At 72.4% G+C, this 16,290-nt stretch carries 22 protein-coding genes; 12 read left to right on the forward strand and 10 right to left on the reverse strand.

Going from position 1 to position 16,290, the window contains the following annotated elements; genetic code table 11:
• Positions 1-42 precede the first annotated feature (42 nt).
• The gene (gene ligD, locus RLT57_RS28620; RefSeq protein WP_311300139.1) at positions 43-1,053 is read left to right on the forward strand and encodes a non-homologous end-joining DNA ligase; all 1,011 of its coding nucleotides are present in this window, start codon (positions 43-45) and stop codon (positions 1,051-1,053) included.
• A gap of 268 nt (positions 1,054-1,321) precedes the next feature.
• Here ligD and RLT57_RS28625 read toward each other — a convergent pair whose 3' ends face one another.
• The gene (locus tag RLT57_RS28625; RefSeq protein ID WP_311300140.1) at positions 1,322-1,825 is read right to left on the reverse strand and encodes an Lrp/AsnC family transcriptional regulator; all 504 of its coding nucleotides are present in this window, start codon (positions 1,823-1,825) and stop codon (positions 1,322-1,324) included.
• Between the two features lie 909 nt (positions 1,826-2,734).
• Between RLT57_RS28625 and RLT57_RS28630 the strand changes: the two genes are divergently transcribed.
• Positions 2,735-3,775 (forward strand): lactonase family protein, encoded by a 1,041-nt coding sequence (locus RLT57_RS28630; RefSeq protein ID WP_311300141.1) that lies wholly within the window; start codon positions 2,735-2,737, stop codon positions 3,773-3,775.
• A gap of 111 nt (positions 3,776-3,886) precedes the next feature.
• Here RLT57_RS28630 and RLT57_RS28635 read toward each other — a convergent pair whose 3' ends face one another.
• From RLT57_RS28635 to RLT57_RS28675, 9 genes are all read right to left on the reverse strand, one after another.
• Positions 3,887-4,771: a sirohydrochlorin chelatase gene (locus RLT57_RS28635; RefSeq protein ID WP_311300142.1), complete on the reverse strand. Its 885-nt coding sequence runs from the start codon at positions 4,769-4,771 to the stop codon at positions 3,887-3,889.
• 56 nt (positions 4,772-4,827) lie between these two features.
• Entirely contained in the window at positions 4,828-5,868 is a 1,041-nt protein-coding gene (locus RLT57_RS28640) for an N-acetylglucosamine kinase (RefSeq protein ID WP_311300143.1), read from the reverse strand.
• Positions 5,869-5,871: 3 nt separating this feature from the next.
• On the reverse strand, positions 5,872-6,720 hold the full coding sequence (locus RLT57_RS28645; protein ID WP_311300144.1) for a phospholipid scramblase-related protein: 849 nt from the start codon (positions 6,718-6,720) through the stop codon (positions 5,872-5,874).
• A 26-nt stretch (positions 6,721-6,746) separates the two neighbouring features.
• The gene (locus RLT57_RS28650; RefSeq protein ID WP_311300145.1) at positions 6,747-7,424 is read right to left on the reverse strand and encodes a uracil-DNA glycosylase; all 678 of its coding nucleotides are present in this window, start codon (positions 7,422-7,424) and stop codon (positions 6,747-6,749) included.
• A gap of 123 nt (positions 7,425-7,547) precedes the next feature.
• Positions 7,548-8,648, reverse strand: coding sequence for an NADH:flavin oxidoreductase/NADH oxidase (locus RLT57_RS28655; protein ID WP_311300146.1), 1,101 nt, complete (start codon positions 8,646-8,648; stop codon positions 7,548-7,550).
• A 25-nt stretch (positions 8,649-8,673) separates the two neighbouring features.
• Positions 8,674-9,387, reverse strand: coding sequence for a TetR/AcrR family transcriptional regulator (locus RLT57_RS28660; protein WP_311300147.1), 714 nt, complete (start codon positions 9,385-9,387; stop codon positions 8,674-8,676).
• Between the two features lie 288 nt (positions 9,388-9,675).
• Positions 9,676-10,938: a tyrosine-type recombinase/integrase gene (locus RLT57_RS28665; RefSeq protein WP_311300148.1), complete on the reverse strand. Its 1,263-nt coding sequence runs from the start codon at positions 10,936-10,938 to the stop codon at positions 9,676-9,678.
• A gap of 77 nt (positions 10,939-11,015) precedes the next feature.
• The gene (locus RLT57_RS28670) at positions 11,016-11,189 is read right to left on the reverse strand and encodes a hypothetical protein (RefSeq protein WP_311300149.1); all 174 of its coding nucleotides are present in this window, start codon (positions 11,187-11,189) and stop codon (positions 11,016-11,018) included.
• A 145-nt stretch (positions 11,190-11,334) separates the two neighbouring features.
• A complete protein-coding gene (locus tag RLT57_RS28675; protein ID WP_311300150.1) occupies positions 11,335-11,868 on the reverse strand; it encodes a helix-turn-helix domain-containing protein in 534 nt (177 codons plus the stop codon).
• 211 nt (positions 11,869-12,079) lie between these two features.
• Between RLT57_RS28675 and RLT57_RS33600 the strand changes: the two genes are divergently transcribed.
• The 10 genes from RLT57_RS33600 (at position 12,080) to RLT57_RS28720 (ending at position 16,289) form a co-directional block, all read left to right on the forward strand.
• Complete coding sequence (locus tag RLT57_RS33600) at positions 12,080-12,316, forward strand: helix-turn-helix domain-containing protein (protein WP_399129601.1); 237 nt, start codon at positions 12,080-12,082, stop codon at positions 12,314-12,316.
• A complete protein-coding gene (locus RLT57_RS28680) occupies positions 12,282-12,620 on the forward strand; it encodes a hypothetical protein (RefSeq protein ID WP_311300151.1) in 339 nt (112 codons plus the stop codon). Before RLT57_RS33600 ends, RLT57_RS28680 begins: the two co-directional genes overlap by 35 nt.
• Before the next feature lie 101 nt (positions 12,621-12,721).
• On the forward strand, positions 12,722-13,195 hold the full coding sequence (locus RLT57_RS28685) for a hypothetical protein (protein WP_311300152.1): 474 nt from the start codon (positions 12,722-12,724) through the stop codon (positions 13,193-13,195).
• The gene (locus RLT57_RS28690; protein ID WP_311300153.1) at positions 13,192-13,491 is read left to right on the forward strand and encodes a hypothetical protein; all 300 of its coding nucleotides are present in this window, start codon (positions 13,192-13,194) and stop codon (positions 13,489-13,491) included. Before RLT57_RS28685 ends, RLT57_RS28690 begins: the two co-directional genes overlap by 4 nt.
• A complete protein-coding gene (locus tag RLT57_RS28695) occupies positions 13,488-14,159 on the forward strand; it encodes a hypothetical protein (RefSeq protein WP_311300154.1) in 672 nt (223 codons plus the stop codon). Before RLT57_RS28690 ends, RLT57_RS28695 begins: the two co-directional genes overlap by 4 nt.
• 103 nt (positions 14,160-14,262) lie before the next feature.
• Positions 14,263-14,523, forward strand: coding sequence for a hypothetical protein (locus RLT57_RS28700; RefSeq protein ID WP_311300155.1), 261 nt, complete (start codon positions 14,263-14,265; stop codon positions 14,521-14,523).
• Positions 14,520-14,864 carry a hypothetical protein gene (locus RLT57_RS28705; protein ID WP_311300156.1) on the forward strand — a complete coding sequence of 115 codons (345 nt, stop codon included), beginning with the start codon at positions 14,520-14,522 and terminating at the stop codon, positions 14,862-14,864. The genes RLT57_RS28700 and RLT57_RS28705 overlap by 4 nt, the downstream gene beginning before the upstream one ends.
• Positions 14,861-15,055, forward strand: a complete 195-nt coding sequence (locus tag RLT57_RS28710; protein ID WP_311300157.1) for a hypothetical protein — start codon at positions 14,861-14,863, stop codon at positions 15,053-15,055. Before RLT57_RS28705 ends, RLT57_RS28710 begins: the two co-directional genes overlap by 4 nt.
• The gene (locus RLT57_RS28715) at positions 15,055-15,843 is read left to right on the forward strand and encodes a hypothetical protein (protein WP_311300158.1); all 789 of its coding nucleotides are present in this window, start codon (positions 15,055-15,057) and stop codon (positions 15,841-15,843) included. Before RLT57_RS28710 ends, RLT57_RS28715 begins: the two co-directional genes overlap by 1 nt.
• The gene (locus RLT57_RS28720) at positions 15,840-16,289 is read left to right on the forward strand and encodes a hypothetical protein (RefSeq protein WP_311300159.1); all 450 of its coding nucleotides are present in this window, start codon (positions 15,840-15,842) and stop codon (positions 16,287-16,289) included. Before RLT57_RS28715 ends, RLT57_RS28720 begins: the two co-directional genes overlap by 4 nt.
• Position 16,290: the final 1 nt, after the last annotated feature.

Raw genomic sequence — 16,290 nt, forward strand, 5'->3', positions numbered from 1 at the left:
GCCGACGCGCGCCGCCCCGGCCGGCGGTCTAGCGTGTGGGGCATGCCGGAGTCGCTGGAACTCACCGTCGGCGGGCGGACCGTCCGGGTGTCCCATCCGGACAAGGTGTACTTCCCGCAGCGCGGGCTCACCAAGGGCGACATCGCCCGCTACTACGCGAGCGTCGGCGAGGGCGTGCTGCGCGCGCTGCGGGACCGGCCGACCACGCTGCAGCGCTTCCCCGACGGTGTGGAGGGCGAGTACTTCTTCCAGAAGCGCGCCCCCAAGAACCTCCCGGAATGGATCCCGACCGGCCGGATCGCCTTCCCCAGCGGCCGGTTCGCCGACGAGATGTGCCCCACCGAGCCCGCAGCGGTGCTCTGGGCGGCCAACCTCGGCTGCCTGACCTTCCACCCCTGGCCGGTGCGGCGCGCCGACACCGAGCACCCCGACGAGCTGCGCATCGACCTCGACCCGCAGCCCGGCACGGGCTACGCCGACGCCGTACGCGCCGCTCTGGAGCTGCGGGACGTGCTCGAAGGGCTCGGCCTGACCGGCTGGCCCAAGACCTCCGGCGGGCGCGGCCTGCACGTCTTCGTGCCCATTGCCGCCGAATGGACCTTCACCCAGGTGCGCCGGTCGGCGATCGCGGTGGCCAGGGAACTGGAGCGGCGCGCCCCGGAGCGGATCACCACCGCCTGGTGGAAGGAGGAGCGCGGCAGCAGGATCTTCGTGGACTACAACCAGACCGCCCGTGACCGTACGATCGCCGGCGCCTACTCGGTACGGCCCTTCCCGCACGCCCCGGTGTCCGCGCCGCTGCGCTGGGAGGAAGTGCCGGAGGCGGTGCCGGAGGACTTCGACCTGGTGACGATGCCGGGCCGGTTCGCCGAGCTCGGGGACGTGCACGCCGCCATGGACGAGCAGGCGTCCCGGCTGGACGCGGCACTCGAACTGGCCGCCCGCGACGAGGCCGAACACGGTCTCGCCGATCTCCCGTACCCGCCGGAGCACCCCAAGATGGACGGCGAGCCCAAGCGGGTGCAGCCCAGCCGGGCCAGGAAGCGGCCGTGACCGGGGCCCGCGGGCGCCGGCAGGGGCAGCCGGCGGGAGTCCGGCCCGCCGCCGCGGCGACGGCGGCGGGCCGACCGGTACGATCCCGCCCGCGCGGTCGTGGAGCACCGCCACCCGTGGCGCCGGGTTCGGCGCGGTGCCGATCGCGGCGTCCCGGCCCGGCGTGAACAGCGCGTTCACCGGCCGGGCGCCGTGCGGGTCCCGGCGGCGGGCGCCGCCGGCAGGCCCGGTACGGAGCCCGGCCGGTGAACGCCCGGCCGATCCGCGCTCAGGACGGCCCGGGTCCGCGCCCAACCTGCCGCGCGGCGGTCCGGCCCACCGCCTCCACCAGCGGCAGCACCCGGTGCGGCACCCGCTCGCGCAGCGCTATCTCCGTGCCGGTGCGGACCACCCCCGGCAGCTGGATCAGCCGCTGGATGATGTCCTCCAGATGCGCGTTGTCCCTGGCGACCACCCGGGTCAGCAGGTCGCCGCCGCCGGTGATGGAGAACGCCTCGATGATCTCCGGGACGGCTGCCAGCGCCGCCCCGACCTCGTCCAGCCGCCCCTGGGTGACCTCGATCCGTACGAACGCCAGCACCGGATGGCCGAGCGCCGCCGGTGATATCCGCGGTCCGGCGACCGCGATCACCCCGTCGCGCTCCAGCCGGTCGAGCCGGGCCTGGAGCGTGCCGCGGGCCACCCCGAGAATGCGGGCGTACTCGCGGACGCTGGTGCGCGGCTGCTCCAGCAGCAGGCGCAGGATGCGCGCGTCCAAGGCATCGACTGACATCGGCCAACGGTCCCCTCGTGGTCAGGTCTGAAGCGTGTTCACCATACCAATGGCCTAATGTGGAGCGATCGGTTTGAGCCATCGCGTGATCAGGTGCGGTCGTGGTGGTCACCATGGCGTGTCGGGTCTCCCGCGGCGCCTTCGCGGTGCCCGCCCGGGGGCCCGCCGGAGCGCTGACGGAGCAGGCGGACAGGAGCGGGACCACCCGTGTGATGACCGTGTTCAGCGCACCGCACCCCGGGTGCGCGCGGCCGCGCGCCGCCACTCGCGCCCCTGCCCGGCGTCAGCGCCCGCGTCGCCCTCACGACGCTCGCCGGACCGCCGCGGCCCGCTGCTCGCGGCCTGCTGCTGCGGCCTCGCCACCCCGCCGGCCCTGTCCACCGCCGCCGACCCCTCGTTCCCCCGCGCCCCCCCGGCGGGCCGCCACCGCCGCGCTGACGCCCGTCGCGGGCCTGCCCGTGCCCACCGCCGCGGCCCGGCTGCCCCCCATCCCCCCGCCCGGGACGCCGCCCGAGTCGCGGTCGTGCTCGCCACCGCCCTCCTCCGCGGCGCCACCGCACGCACCGGACCCCGCCTCTCCGTCCACGGGGATCCACACGACAGGCCCTGGCCGGTCTTCGCGTCCTCGGGCCGGGCGAGCCGCTGGGGGACGGGGTCCGCGCGCCCGCGTCCGCGCCCCCGCGCGCGGTGGCTGAAACCGGCTCCCGCCCGCGGGTCGAGCGCGGCTCCGCCCACCTGCGCGGACCGGAGGCCGCCCGCGCCGACCTGGCCGTTCCGCCGCGCACCGGGCGGCGGGCGCCGATCACGGCCCGAGCCCCGGGGCCGCGCGGCGGGACCCGGGGGCGACGGAACGGCCGCCAGGTACTACTCTCAGCCGCCGTACAGACATCAGGCGGAAGAGGTACGGCAGTGGCCGGGCACGTTTACATCGGGTCGTTCACGTCGGCGGGAGGCCGCGGCCTCACCGCGGCCACCGTGGACCCGGACACGGGGGCGCTCACCGCGCTCGGGCACACGGCCGACGTGCCGAACCCCTCTTTCCTCGCCCTGTCCGCCGACGGGCGGACCCTCTACACGGTCAGCGAGACCGAACCCGAGGGCGCCGCAGCCGCGTTCTCCCTCGCCGACCCGGCCGCGCCCCGGCTGCTGGCCGGCCCGGTACCGGTCCGCGGCGGCTCACCGACCCACCTGGCCGTGCACCGGGGGCACCTGCTCACCGCCAACTACGCCGCGCCCGGCAGCGTCAGCGTGCTCCCCGTCGGCGACGACGGCGCCCTCGGCCCGGTCCTGTCGGTGCTGGAGCACGAGGGCGACGGTCCCCACCGGGAACGCCAGGAGGCCCCGCACGCCCACGCGGTGCTGACCGACCCCACCGGCCGCTGGGCGCTCAGCGTGGACCTCGGCACCGACTCGGTACGGGTCTGCGAACTCGACCCGGGCAGCGGCGAGCTGGAGATCGAGCGCGAACTGGGCCTACGCTCCGGCGTCGGCCCCCGCCACCTGGCCTTCCACCCCGGCGGCGGCCACGCCTACGTCATCAACGAACTCGACTCGGTGATCACCGTGTGCCGGTGGGACGCCGACAAGGGCAGCCTGCGCCCGCTCACCGAGACCCGGGTGCTGCCCGAGGACGCCGAAGGCGAGAACTTCCCCTCGGAGCTGGTGGTCTCGCCCGACGGGCGGTTCGTCTGGGCCGCCAACCGCGGCCACAACAGCATCGCGGTACTGGCGGTGGACGACGCCGCCGAGGGCCTGACCCTCCTGGACACGGTGGACTGCGGCGGCGACTGGCCCCGCCACCTGACCCTGGACCCTTCCGGCACCCGGCTCTACGCGGCCAACGAGCGCTCCGGGAACGTCACCTGGTTCGACGTCGACCCGGCCACCGGCATCCCCCGGCAGGCCGGCTCACTGGCGCTGCCCGCGGTCTCCTGCGTGTTGTTCGCCTGACCCGCCCCGCTCCTTCCGGACCCGACCGCCTCCGGCCTCGGGGAGCGCGGACACGAAAGCGGGCGCCCCCGTCCCGGGGGCGCCCGCCGTGCCGCCGGTCGTCTCAGCGGCTCACCGCGCCTGCGCGCCCTGCGGCGACTGCCGTGCGATACCCAGCGCGGCCGCGTACTGCGTCACCACCAGCTTGCCGACCGCCGGGTACGGGCCGAGCGCGTCGGCGCCCGCGCAGCCCGCCTCCGCAGCGGCGGTGTGCAGCAGTTGGGGGGCGATTTCCGGGCCGATCAGGCACGGCGCCAGCGCCAGCGTGCCGGAGCCCGAGGACCGCAGCTGCTCGGCGGCCCGCGCGATGGCCCCGTCCTCGTCCAGCGCGGCGGCCAGCACCGGCACCGCGAGCCGCGCCGCCAGCAGCAGCCCGGTCACCCCGGCCGCCTGCGCCGCCTCCTCGCCGCCGACGGTGGCCAGGATGATCCCGTCCGCCGCCGTCGCCACGGTGAACAGCCGGGCCCGGTCGGCCCGCGCCAGCCCCGCCTCGGCCAGCCGAACGTGCACCGCCTCGGCCAGCAGCGGGTGCGGGCCGAGCACATCGGTCAGCTCGACCTGCGCCTTGCTGTCGGCGACGGCCTGCCGGATCCGGCGCAGCACCGACGCCTCCGGCCCGGCCAGCAGCGGCACCACGACCGCCGAGGTGTCCTCACCCGGCCGTTCCACGGCCACCTGGTCCAGTACGCTGCGCAGCCCCGGGAACTCGTCGTCCCCGTTGTCGTCGCCGTCCACGAACGCCACCCGCGGGTCGAGCCCGGACAGCTCGGAGCGGGCGATGCTCACGACCTCCTCGGCCAGGCTGAGCGCCGCGGCGGTGGGGGTGCCGGGGACGGCGAGGACCAGCACCGGCGCGCCGTCGGGGGCGGTCAGCGCCTCCGGGCGGCGGTGGCGTCCTGGCTGTTGACGCGGCGTTCGAACGGGGAGGCCGGCGGCGGGCCCTGGTGCAGTGCTCATGGCGACGCATGCTAACGCCTTACAGCGCCTATTCGTTCGGCCGGGTACGAGGCGGGTCAGACCTGTCCAGAACTGTCCGTTTCACCGGACACGCTCGGTCGCCGGACGAGTCTGAGCAGTGCCGGATCGGTGGGCAGCGTCAGCTCGTCACGGTACATCGCGCCCGCGATCAGCAGCGCGCCGTCCAGCGGGTCGCCGGCCGCCTCCAGCAAGGTGGCCTCCGGCAGCAGCCACTGCGCCTGGTCGCGCAGCGGCCCCATCAGCGGCTCGCCCAACCGGAACAGACCGCCGGTCAACGCCACGTCCACCGCTTCGGGCCAGGGTCGCACGGCGGCGGCCGACTCCAGCATGTGCGCCGCCGCCCGCCGCAGGATCTCCGACGCCACCGGGTCCATGCACGCGCAGCCGGCCACCTCGGGGGCGAACGAGGCCAGCAGGGCCGGTCGGTCCGCCCGCGGGTACAGCAGCGCCGGCAGCGTCTCCACCGGGCCGAACATCGCCCGCGCCCGGGCCAGCAGCAACTCCGAACCCCGGGCCCGCCCGTCGTGGGCGCGCAGCGACGCCTCCAGACCGGCCCGGCCGATCCAGGCGCCGCCGCCGACGTCGCCCAGCAGATGGCCCCAGCCGTCCGCACGCCGCCAGCCGCTGCCGTCCGCCGTGGTGCCCAGCGCGATCACGCCGGTGCCGGCCGCGATCACCACGCCGGGCCGCAGGCCCAGCGTGCCCGCGTACGCCGTCACCGCGTCGCCGGCCAGCGCCAGGTGCTCCACACCGAACGCCTCGGACAGCCCGTCGGGCAGCCGGGCGCGCAGATCGTCGCCCAAGGACGCCATGCCGGCCGCGCCGACGCAGGCCGCGGCGATCCGCCGGACCCCCGCCGCCGCCATCAGGCGCCCGACGAGTGGCACCACCAGACCGAGCAGGCTCCCCGCGTCGATGCCGCGGGCGCCCACCACCGCGGGCCGGTCCGAGACCGCGGACCCGGTCGTCGTCGAGCCGTCGGCGCGGGCCAGCGCGACCCGCACACCGGAACCGCCGGAGTCGACACCCAGTACCCAGCCGGCCGCCGGCCGGTCCGAACCCCAGAAGTCCGGCACCGCTCAGCCGAGCCCGCGGGAATCCTGCTTGAGGGCGGTGTCCACGGTCAGCGCGGAGGCCACCACCATGCTCAGCAGCGGGTCGGCGAGCTGCCGGTGGATCTGCAGCACGTAGTTGTCCGCAGTTGTGAACATGGTCTTGGCCAGACCTTCCCAGGTCTTGGTGATCCGGGCGATCTCGGTCTCGGTGTGGTCCACGATCGCGAAGTTCCAGGCCCGCCAGTTCTCGGCCTTGATGGCCCCGATCTGCCGCCCGTTGTACAGGAACGCGAACGTGATCTTGCCGAAGGCGTTCTGCTGCACTATCTCGCCGAGCGGCTCGCCGCTGGGCCGCTCCACCAGCACCCTGGACTTCACCAGCTTCGCCGGCCGGGTCAGCACCAGCTGCGGCTGCCCATGGGCGTCCCTGACCTCCAGCTTGTGGGTGAGGAACTGGTCGACGCTGGAGACGAAGCGCAGCACCTTCTTGGCGGTGCTCTGGCCGACCTCGACCACCGAGCCGAGGGTGCGGCCGTGCTGGTCGAACACGCTGTACTCGTTGACCAGCTCGATCAGCTTGGCCTTTTGGTTGACCACCAGCACCGGCTCGGTGAACAGGGTGCCGCCGCCCTGGCCGGCCGGTGCCACCCCGGCCTGCTGCTGCACCTGGTGCTGCACCCTCGCCGGGTCGGGCGCCCCGCCGACGCCCACTTCCCAGGCGCTGCCGCCCTGTTGCTTGCGGGCGTCCTGCCGGGGGACCTGGCCGGGGTTGGTGTGCTCTGTCCACCGGGCGCCGTCCCAGTACCGGAGCAGGTTGGGCGTGCCTTGCGGGTCGGCGTACCAGCCCGCCGGGGTATCGGAGTGCGTCGTCACCGGGGCAGACTATCGCGGGGCACCGCTCAGGGAAGCCGCCAGTCGACCGGCTGGACGCCTTGCCCGACCAGCAGGTCGTTGGTGCGGCTGAACGGCCTGGAGCCGAAGAATCCGCGGTCGGCGGACATCGGCGAGGGGTGCGCGGACTCGATCGCCGGCAGCGGGCCGAGCAGCGGGCGCACATTGCGCGCGTCCCGCCCCCACAGGATCGACACCAGCGGCCGGCCCCGGGCGGCCAGCGCCCTGATCGCCTGCTCGGTGACGGCCTCCCAGCCCTTGCCGCGATGCGCCGCGGGCCGCTTGGGCGCGGTGGTCAGCGCCCTGTTGAGCAGCAGCACCCCCTGCCGGGTCCACGGTGTGAGGTCGCCGTCGGACGGCCGCGGCACCCCGAGGTCGGCGCACAGCTCCCGGTAGATGTTCTCCAGGCTGCCCGGCAGCGGGCGCACGTCGGGTGCGACGGAGAAGCTGAGGCCGACCGCGTGTCCCGGGGTGGGATACGGGTCCTGGCCGACGATGAGGACCCGTACCTCGTCGAACGGCTGCTGGAAGGCGCGCAGGACGTTCGCCCCCGACGGCAGGTACGTACGGCCCGCGGCGATCTCGGCGCGGAGGAAGTCCCCCATCGCGGCGATCTGGCCCGCCACGGGCTCCAGCGCCTTCGCCCAGCCCGCTTCGACGATCTCGTGCAATGGTCGTGCAGTCACGGTCCGTCACTCTACTGGGTCAACGGCGGTGCTCCGTACGGCGATCCGCGTCCGGAACGCGAAACGCCGGATGCGGGCGCCGGAGCGCGGACCGAGCGCGGGGTCAGCGAACGGGACGCCGGGTCAGCGGACCGGGCGCGGGTAGGCCCTGGCGTACTGCACCGGCACGGTCGCCGCAGCCGGGGCGCCGAGTTCGTAGGCCGCCCGCAGCGGCCAGGACGGCTGGCGCAGCAGCGCGCGGGCCAGCAGGACGGCGTCGGCCTGGCCGCTGGCAAGGATCGTCTCGGCCTGGTGCGGCTCGGTGATCTCGCCGACCGCGGCGACCGGCAGTTCGGTCTCGGCCTTGACCCGTGCGGCGAACGGCACCTGGTAGCCGGGCCCGGTCGGGACGCGCACCCCGGGCGCGTCGCCGCCGCTCGACACGTCCATCAGGTCCACCCCGCGCACCAGCAACTCCTTGGCGAGCCGGACGGTGTCGTCGGGCGTCCAGCCGCCGCGCTCCAGCCAGTCGGTGGCCGAGATGCGGAAGAACAGCGGGAGTTCGGCCGGCCAGACCTCGCGGACCGCGTCGACCACCTCCAGCGCGAAGCGGATCCGGTTCTCGAAGGCGCCGCCGTAGCCGTCGGTGCGGCGGTTGCTGTGCGGGGACAGGAACTGGCCGATCAGGTACCCGTGGGCGCCGTGCACCTCGGCCACCTGGAAGCCGGCCGCCAGCGCCCGCTCGGCGGCGGCGGCGAACTGGGCCACCACCGCGGCGATCGCGTCCCGCGTCAGTTCCCGCGGCACCGGGTGGCCTTCGTCGAAGGGCACCGGGCTGGGCGCGACGGGCTGCCAGCCGTGCGCGTCGCCGCCCACCGGGCCGCCGCCCTGCCAGGGCGCGGCGGTGGACGCCTTGCGGCCGGCGTGCGCGAGCTGGATGCCCGCCGCGACGCCGTGCTCCTTGAAGAAGCCGGTGATCCGGCGGAACCGGTCCACCTGGTGGTCGTTCCAGATGCCGAGGTCGTACGGGCTGATCCGGCCCTCCGGGCCGACCGCGGTGGCCTCGGTCAGGATCAGTCCGGCGCCGCCGGTCGCGCGTGCCCCGTAGTGGGCGAGGTGCCAGTCGTTCGGCGCGCCCTGGTCGGGGCCGTCGGGGAGCGCCGAGTACTGGCACATCGGCGCCATCCAGGCGCGGTTGCGCACTGTCAGGGACCGCAGGGTGATGGGTTCGAACAGTGCGCTCACGGGCTGCTCCTCGTCGTCGGCCCCGTCAGCCGATTCTGGCACTTCCCGGACGTGCGGCAGCGGCCGGGGCGGGCGCGGGGACGGACTCCTCGGCGCGGCAGGGCCGCCGCGGCCGCGGGCCCGGCTCACCGCCGCGCAGCTCCCCGCCGGACGGCGGCAGGCCCGCCGACCAGTCCAGTTCGTACCGCTGGAACAGCTCGGCCCGCAGCTTGGCCAGCGGCATGGGGGCGCCGGGCAGCAGCAGCGCAACCGTCGCGCCCATCAGCAGGGCGCGCAGCAGCCGGTACTCCTCATCGGGGTCGGCCGCGCCCCAGCACGCCACCGCCTGCCGGAGCAGCAGGGCGAGCCGCTGCTGCTCGGGACACTGGATGAACCCCTCCTCCTGGAGGATCGACGCCATGTGGGTGCGCATCAGCGTGGTGTGCGTCTGTGTCAGCCCGAGGATCGCGTCGATGGCCCGGGCGAGCAGCTCCTCGCCGTCCTCGGTGCGCGGCTCGCGCTCCATCGCCGCCGCCAGCTCCTGGTTCATCAGACGGTGCACCGCGGACTGGAGCAGCGCGCGCTTGCCGGAGTAGTAGTACGAGACCAGGCCGCGGGCGGACCCGGCGCGTTTGGTGATGTCGGCGAGGGTGGTGGCCTCGTAGCCGCGCTCCTCGACCAGCTCCACGGTCGCCTGCAGCAACCGCTCCCGCGAGCGCTGGCGCATTGCTTCATTGACCGATGGGCTTCGAGGGGACATGATTTACTCCTGCGTTGACTGGCTGCGAGCCAATATACTCAGCGCGTCCCGCCGGGCCACGGCCCGAACGGGAACGGGGAAAGGGCGCCGGACCCGGCGACGCGGGGGATCGTCGGGTCCGGCGTCCGTCTGCGCCGACGCTCACCCGGGACCATGTCAAGCGCCCTTGTCTGGCGGGGAAAAGCTGCAGGCCAATGCCGCTGCAACCACGGATGCTGCCGACCGGCGGGGTGTTCCGAGCCCGCGAAGAGGCGCCAGTGGTCAGGGCCTTGGGAGATTTTCGGGAGATCATTTACCGCCTGCCCGCCGCGGCGCCCGCGGCGCCTCCCACTCGCGAACATCGACCACAACCCGCTGCGAGGCGACCCACAGATCCTGCAACCCGGCGGCAATGTCCGCCTGCATCTGGGGCGTGCAGTGAGAATACGTCCCCTCGATCCCCGGCACCACATGCCGCATCCGGTGCTCCACCGCGATCCGCGGATGACGCTGCTCGTCCAACCACACCTTCATGCTGTGCCTCAGGCCGTGCGGGACGATCTCCTCGACCCCCACCACCGCGCGCATCGGCGGACAGCTCGACGGCAGGCGGCGGCGCCCCGCCGGAGCCTCCCAGCCGTCCACGAACCGGCGCCACGAGTCGCTGTAGAACTCACTGCCCATCAGCATTTTCCCGCCCTTCGGCGCGGGGAACACCCACTGCGACGTATGGGACTTCAGCAGCTCGCGCAGCAGGTCCGCCAGAAACGGCGGCAGGATCAGGTCGCCCTTCGACCCGTACTTGCAGTCCACCTGCGCCGGCCTTCCGTCAACGTATTGGTGCTGGGCGCGCAGCAGAATCCAGGCCGGCGAGCCGTCGTCCGGGAGCACCACATCCTCGCGCCGCAGACCGGCCGCCTCGGCGATCCGCAAGCCGACGTAGGCGATCGTCAGCACCAAGGCGTAGCCGCTGAGCCCGCGGTGCTCACGCGCGTTGCAGGCCATCAGGTACGCCTGCCGGGGCGTGGCGAGGACGGTCGTGTCCTCGCGAACCTTCCCCTTGAACTTGCCGCGCCGCGCGGCCTTCTGCGTTGGCACCGGGTTCGAGCCGACGACGAGCGACGCTACTGCGTCGTCCATCATCGTGCGGAACACCGACCGCACCGACTTGACGTAGGCCGCCGAGTAGCGGGTGCGCAGTCCCTTCTCCCACGTCGTGTAGGCGATGGTCGAGACGTCCCGCATGCTCGCCGCGCCCCACTTGGGAAGGATGACGGTCCGCAGCCGCTGCCGGTATGTCTTGTCGCTCCGGTTGCCCACCTCAATGGACGCCAGCCACAGCTCCGCCCACTCGGCTACTGTGATCTTCCCGTCGCGCGGATTGATGAACGTCTTCCGCTCGACATCGGTCTCCATCGCGTGCCCGTATCGTTCCGCGGCACGCTCGGTCGTGAACCTGTTCCCGAAGTCGTCGGTGCTGGCCGAGGTGTAACTGCCGTCTGGAAGCTTGTACTTGACGCGCCAGTACCAGCGCTTGTCCTTCTTCGACCAGCGTTTCTCGGCATGGGCCATGGGTGTCCTCCGAGGGGGGAACTCAGCGCCGTCCCGGAGCGGCGGGGTCAGGGGCCCCGCCGGCGGGGCGGCGCTACTCACGATGCGAACAGGGACAGCTCGCAGTGGCGCTTGAGGTCGACCCCCGTCAGGCATTCGCCGATGAGCGTGGCCGCCTGCTCATCGGTCTGGTCGTCTCGCACCCAGATCACGATGTCCTCGTTGGGCGGCCCGTCGATGTAGACCTTCACTCCGAAGGGAATGAAGGGCACGCGTTCTATCCGGACCGCTACGTTTTGGACCCACATCGAGGTCCCCCTTACCCGCCGAGCGGTGACCCCCCTCGCAGGTACCGGGTATCGAATCACAGCCTGCGTGCAGACGGCAGGTGAATGACACAGGCGGTGCGAAAAAAGGTCAAAAGTCTGATGGACTGTCAGATTCCCCATGGGCTGTGATATTGCGCAACTTGCGCTGGAGAGCGCTCCACTTGCGCAAGCCCCGCTTGATCTGATCCTGCGTGGGGGAGTCCGCCCCGGGGGAGTGAGTGATCACCAGGACCATGCGCATGCCGCTGTCGGACAGATCGATGATGTCGTGATCATCGATCTCGGAGTACTGAAGTTCGTGCCGGACTCGGAGCGGCACATGGCTCAGGTCCGTCGGCTCTTCGTTCGGCGCTGCAGTCGGATCGGCCAGCTTGGGGGTGGGCTCACCTCCGGACAGGATCGCGCTCACCGAACCGGGTTCCCAGAGGGCCGCTTCGACCTGCCGGATCTTGTCGGGGCCCCGAAGGTCGTAGGTCTTCTCCACGTTCTCCAGGTTCTGGATCGTAGAGACGCTGACGCCAGCTAGCGTCGCGAGGCTCTTCTGGGTCATCCCTTTCCTCGCGCGTTCTGCCCTGATGGCTCGCGCGACGCCTGCCCACTCGGTTCCCATGCGGCTCATCATGCCCTAGCGAAGGCAACGGGGACATAGCGAGCCCCCCGCTTGGCCTGCATTGATCGGCGCACGCGGGCGCAAAGTGTTGCCTTTCGTCCCTTCTGTGCACCCTGTCACAACCCAGTCACTCCAAGTTAAAGACCAACGAAGACCCAGTGAAGGCGAGTGAAGACCTGTCGAACACCTTGTTTGGCGCTCTCAACGCCGCTATGTTGTGTCTGTGACACCGAACGGAAGCGCAATCAGGGACTTCCGTCAATTGCGCGGGATCTCTCTGCGCCGGTTCGCGCGGCTCATCGGCAAAGACCCCGGCTTCTGGTCGCGGGTCGAAACCGACAAACAGGGCGCCAGCGACGACACCCTCCACGCAGCCGCCGCTGTCTTGGACGTCTCCATCCGATCAATCACAAGGGAGATAACCCGTGACCAGGAAGAGCCTGGCCGACACCCCCACTGAGGCCGATGCACTGCCTGACCTCGCCGTTCTCGCCAGGCTTGCGGATGCACTCGAAGCCCTCGCCGACGGCCCCGCCGGGCGGAACTCCTTCGGGATCGACCCGGAACTCATCTGCCTCACGCCGAAGCAGGCCGCCGGAATCCTCGGCATGACGGAGAACTGGGTCGTAGAGCGGGTCACCGACAGGCGCATCCCGTGCACCTTCATCGGACGCTTCCCCAGGTTCCAGGCGAAGCACATTCGAGCCATCACTGAGGCCGGCGAGATCGACCCGGCCAAGCAGGGGCGCGCTGCCGCCGCCTGACCCCCACCCCCGCGTGTGGCGGGGGCCGACCGGTGGCACCCGGTGCGACCCCCTCGGCCGCGCGCCCCATCACCCAAGCAAGAAGGAATGAGGCGAGTGCCTTGAGCACATCATCGCAGAACCCCGGGTCGAGCACCCGGGCCGAGTTGATCGAGATCGTCACACGTGCTGCTGGCCGGCGGTGCGGCATGACGACGCCGGTGAGTGTTCCCCCGCAGGTTCTGGCGGAGATCCGCGCGGAGGTGTTCCGCGGTGGTGTGGAGGCGGAGCCGTCGCCGGAGGCGGTGTTCTGGGTCCGCCGGTGTGAGCGGGTGGCGGTGGTGGCGGCCGAGTTGGAGTCGCGGCTGGGCTGGCCGGGTGTCGCGGTGATCACGGAGTACGACCGGATCACGGTCGAGGCGGCCCCGGGGATGGCGGGTGCGCCGGACGACCTGTGGCAGCACGTGCTGGACACGCTGGGTGTGACCGAGACCCGGGTGCGCGGCTGGTTCCTGCTGGGCGACGGCGAGTTCGAGGGTGAGCCGGTACGGCTCGTCGGCCACGGCATGGTCTCGACGCTGGCGGTGTCGGCATGAGCGCCGTTGTCTCTGAGGGCCCGTCGTTCCTGCGGGTCGTGGTCGGGAGTTGCGCTGCCGGCGTGTGTGCCGGGGCGTTCGTGAACGCGGCCTGGCTTGCGGCGACGGGCGATGTTCCGTCGCTGTGGACTTCGCTGGCACTGACCCAGGGCGTCACGACCCTCTGGTCAGTTGGGCAGGCGATCCGGTTCCGCAGGAAGTGGTTGGCGGTCGTGGCCTCGTTCAGCTTGCCCGCACTGGGCGAGGGGATCGAGACCCCGAACCGTCCGCCCTCCGACGAGGAGGGCGACCGATGACCGCCCTGACCGCTGAGCCGGACCTGCCCGTGTGCCATCTGTGCGGTAACCCGGTCGGCCCGTGGGTGCCGGATCCGTCGGGTGCCCGGTGGCCGTCGGGTGCGCAGAAGCTGGTGTGCAAGGACGGGTGCAAGCCGACCACCGCCCCGCTGAGCGAGCAGCGGCTCGCTGAGATCGCGGCCCGCGAGGCGGAGACCCGCGCCGCCGCCCGCACGGATGTGCCCGCGTTGCTGGCCGAGGTCGAGCGGCTGACCCGGCTCGTCGCCGCGATGCACCGTGCAGCCAGGGGCGATGACGCCCCCGTGCTGCTCGGTCTGGTGGACGACGTAGCGCTGACGCGGGATGCGTTCCTCGCGCAGCAGTCGAAGGCGGCGACGTTCGAGCGGCTGCTGACGATCGAGAAGGCTGAGAAGAAGCGGATGCTGACGCTGCTGCACGACGTGCAGAAGATCGCCCGCGGCCGTGGGGCTGAGGCCAAGGGGCGCCGGATCCACGGTGAGGCGCTGGCCGCCCGCGTCGCCGAGCTGGAGGCGGAGCGGGATCAGGTCCGTGGGCGGGCATTCGCCCAAGCGGCTGACGCGATGGCGGCTCAGGGCTACGAGGACGGCGAGAGCCTGCTCCGTCTCATGGCTGCCGCGCAGGATCCCGAGTCGGGTGATCCGTCGTGACGCTCTCGAACTGGCTGCCCGAGGCCACGCTGCCCGAGGTGATCTGCCCGGACTGCCGCGGGCCGCTGACCACCAACCACCGCTGCCCGGCGGGGGGCGGGTCGTGAGCCTGCTCCGGATCGCCGCGCTGATGGTGCTGGCCGTGGTTCTGCTGCTGGGTGTGGTTGCGGCGGCGGTGGCGCTGCGGGCGCCCCGGATCCGGCCGCGCACACCCGTCAAGCCCGTCGACCCTGCCCGCGACACCTGCTCGTACTGCGGTGTCGAGCTGACCGAGAAGCAGCGCCGCGTCTACTGCGACGACCGCTGCCGCTGGGCCGACGACGACCACGGACCCGACACCGAGCCCGAGGGAGACGACCAGTGAAGGTCACCATCGACCTGCCCGAGCGCGACTACAGCGGCCACCCCGGCTACGAGCCGGACGGGGCCCTGGCCAGCAACGCCCCGTGTGCGGGCTGCGGCGAGGAACTGTACGGCCTGGCCGTCCGGATGCTGCCGTTCGGCTGGCTCCACGCCGAGCGCGAGGAGGACGCCGAAGGCAAGACGTGCCAGGAAGCGGCCGTCGAGAAGATCCTCGCCGACCCGCGCACCGGATGGCTGGCCGTCGCGGCGCACGTCGCCAAGGCCCCGTCCGCGCACTCCGCAGCCACGATCCGCGCCGTCATCACCAACCTGACCGCGATGGCGAACGGAGCCACCCGATGACCCCCCGCCCCCCGTCCTGTGACGGGACCGAATGCAAGCCCCTGCCGACCGGCTGGTGGCACGCCCCGGACTGCCTCGCCTGGCAGGCCACCGACGACATCGGGCCCGAGGACATGGCCGCCAGTAGCGCCATGGAGGACGGGTACTACTGCCGGCCGACCGTGGCCGCACAGCAGAGGAGGGCCGCGTGATGGCCACCGACTACCGGACCCCGGCCGAGAAGGACGCAGCCGAGCGGTTCCCCCGCGACACCGCCGGGTTCCAGGTGACGGTCCTCCATGAGCAGGGCCTGTACCGGCACCTGAGGTTCGCCCGTCGGGGCGGCTCGTACTGCGAGTACTGGTTCGACGTCATCACCACCCCGCACACGCTGATCTTCCGGGGCGACGGCGAGTCCTACGTCTTCTCCGTGCACCCCACGGAGGACATGTTCGACCTGTTCCGGCGCACCGCCCGACCTGGCGAGATCAACGCCGGTTACTGGTCGGAGAAGTTGACCAGCAAGCGGGAAGCGGCCACCGACTACTCGATGGACCTGTTCGAGCAGCTGGTCGCCGAGGAACTTGCCGAGGCGGAGAAGGTCTGGCCCGGGGTCACCGAAGCGTGGACCGAGCACGTCGAATCGGAGTTCAACACCGAGTACGAGCCGGAAGCCCGCCGGGCCCTGGAGGACTTCGAGTTCGGGAAGACCTTCACCGCCAAGTGCAGCTGCGGCGAGGAGAGCGCCCCGTCCACCAGCTACGGCGCCCCGTTGAAGTGGGAACGCGAGCACTCCCCGACGCGGAGCGACGACCACAAGATGTCGGTCGAGCAGGACAGTTTCCAGTTCTACGACACCTACGAGTGGGACGTCCGGGACTACGACTGGTGGTTCCTGTTCGCCTGCCACGGCATCCGCACGGTCATTGCCCGGCGCGACCGGCTGGCCAGCTACGGCCTCACGTCGCTCGCCACCCCGAAGGCGGTGAAGGCCGCGTGAGCGCCCGCACCTTCACCCCGGATGTCCGGTCGGTCAATGCCGAGGGCCGGGCCGTGACTACCGTCCACATGAAGCGCGGCTGCAACGGCTGCGGCACCCTGCTCGGCGACATCGACGACCGCGACGTGGACGACCGGGGCAACCTCACCGACGTCCGCGCCGAGTGCCCCAACTGCGCCCCGGTGGTCGAGCTGGAGAAGGCGGGCTGCCGGACGTGGCGGGTCACCGAGCGCTCGGTGAGCAACGTCGACCGGGAACTGGACCGGCTGAACGTCTTCGCCAAGGGCTACTGGCAGGAAGTCGGCGGCAAGCTCACCGTCGTCGGCCTCCGCGTCGGCATCGGCCAGACGCGCGTCGTCGCCTACTGGGGCGACTGGCTGGTCCGCCACCCTGACGGGCACTTCACCGTCCTCGCCGGACCGCAGCAGGCCGGTGATCCCCGGTGAG

The sequence above is a fragment of the Streptomyces sp. ITFR-21 genome, from assembly GCF_031844685.1.
GTDB lineage: Bacteria > Actinomycetota > Actinomycetes > Streptomycetales > Streptomycetaceae > Actinacidiphila.

What these genes read in the sequence shown, in the direction of transcription:
- ligD (WP_311300139.1), top strand. Translation starts at nt 43, where the DNA reads ATGCCGGAGTCGCTGGAACTCACCGTCGGCGGGCGGACCGTCCGGGTG.
- RLT57_RS28625 (WP_311300140.1), bottom strand. Translation starts at nt 1,825, where the DNA reads ATGTCAGTCGATGCCTTGGACGCGCGCATCCTGCGCCTGCTGCTGGAG.
- RLT57_RS28635 (WP_311300142.1), bottom strand. Translation starts at nt 4,771, where the DNA reads ATGAGCACTGCACCAGGGCCCGCCGCCGGCCTCCCCGTTCGAACGCCG.
- RLT57_RS28660 (WP_311300147.1), bottom strand. Translation starts at nt 9,387, where the DNA reads ATGTCCCCTCGAAGCCCATCGGTCAATGAAGCAATGCGCCAGCGCTCG.
- RLT57_RS28665 (WP_311300148.1), bottom strand. Translation starts at nt 10,938, where the DNA reads ATGGCCCATGCCGAGAAACGCTGGTCGAAGAAGGACAAGCGCTGGTAC.
- RLT57_RS28675 (WP_311300150.1), bottom strand. Translation starts at nt 11,868, where the DNA reads ATGATGAGCCGCATGGGAACCGAGTGGGCAGGCGTCGCGCGAGCCATC.
- RLT57_RS28690 (WP_311300153.1), top strand. Translation starts at nt 13,192, where the DNA reads ATGAGCGCCGTTGTCTCTGAGGGCCCGTCGTTCCTGCGGGTCGTGGTC.
- RLT57_RS28695 (WP_311300154.1), top strand. Translation starts at nt 13,488, where the DNA reads ATGACCGCCCTGACCGCTGAGCCGGACCTGCCCGTGTGCCATCTGTGC.
- RLT57_RS28710 (WP_311300157.1), top strand. Translation starts at nt 14,861, where the DNA reads ATGACCCCCCGCCCCCCGTCCTGTGACGGGACCGAATGCAAGCCCCTG.
- RLT57_RS28715 (WP_311300158.1), top strand. Translation starts at nt 15,055, where the DNA reads ATGGCCACCGACTACCGGACCCCGGCCGAGAAGGACGCAGCCGAGCGG.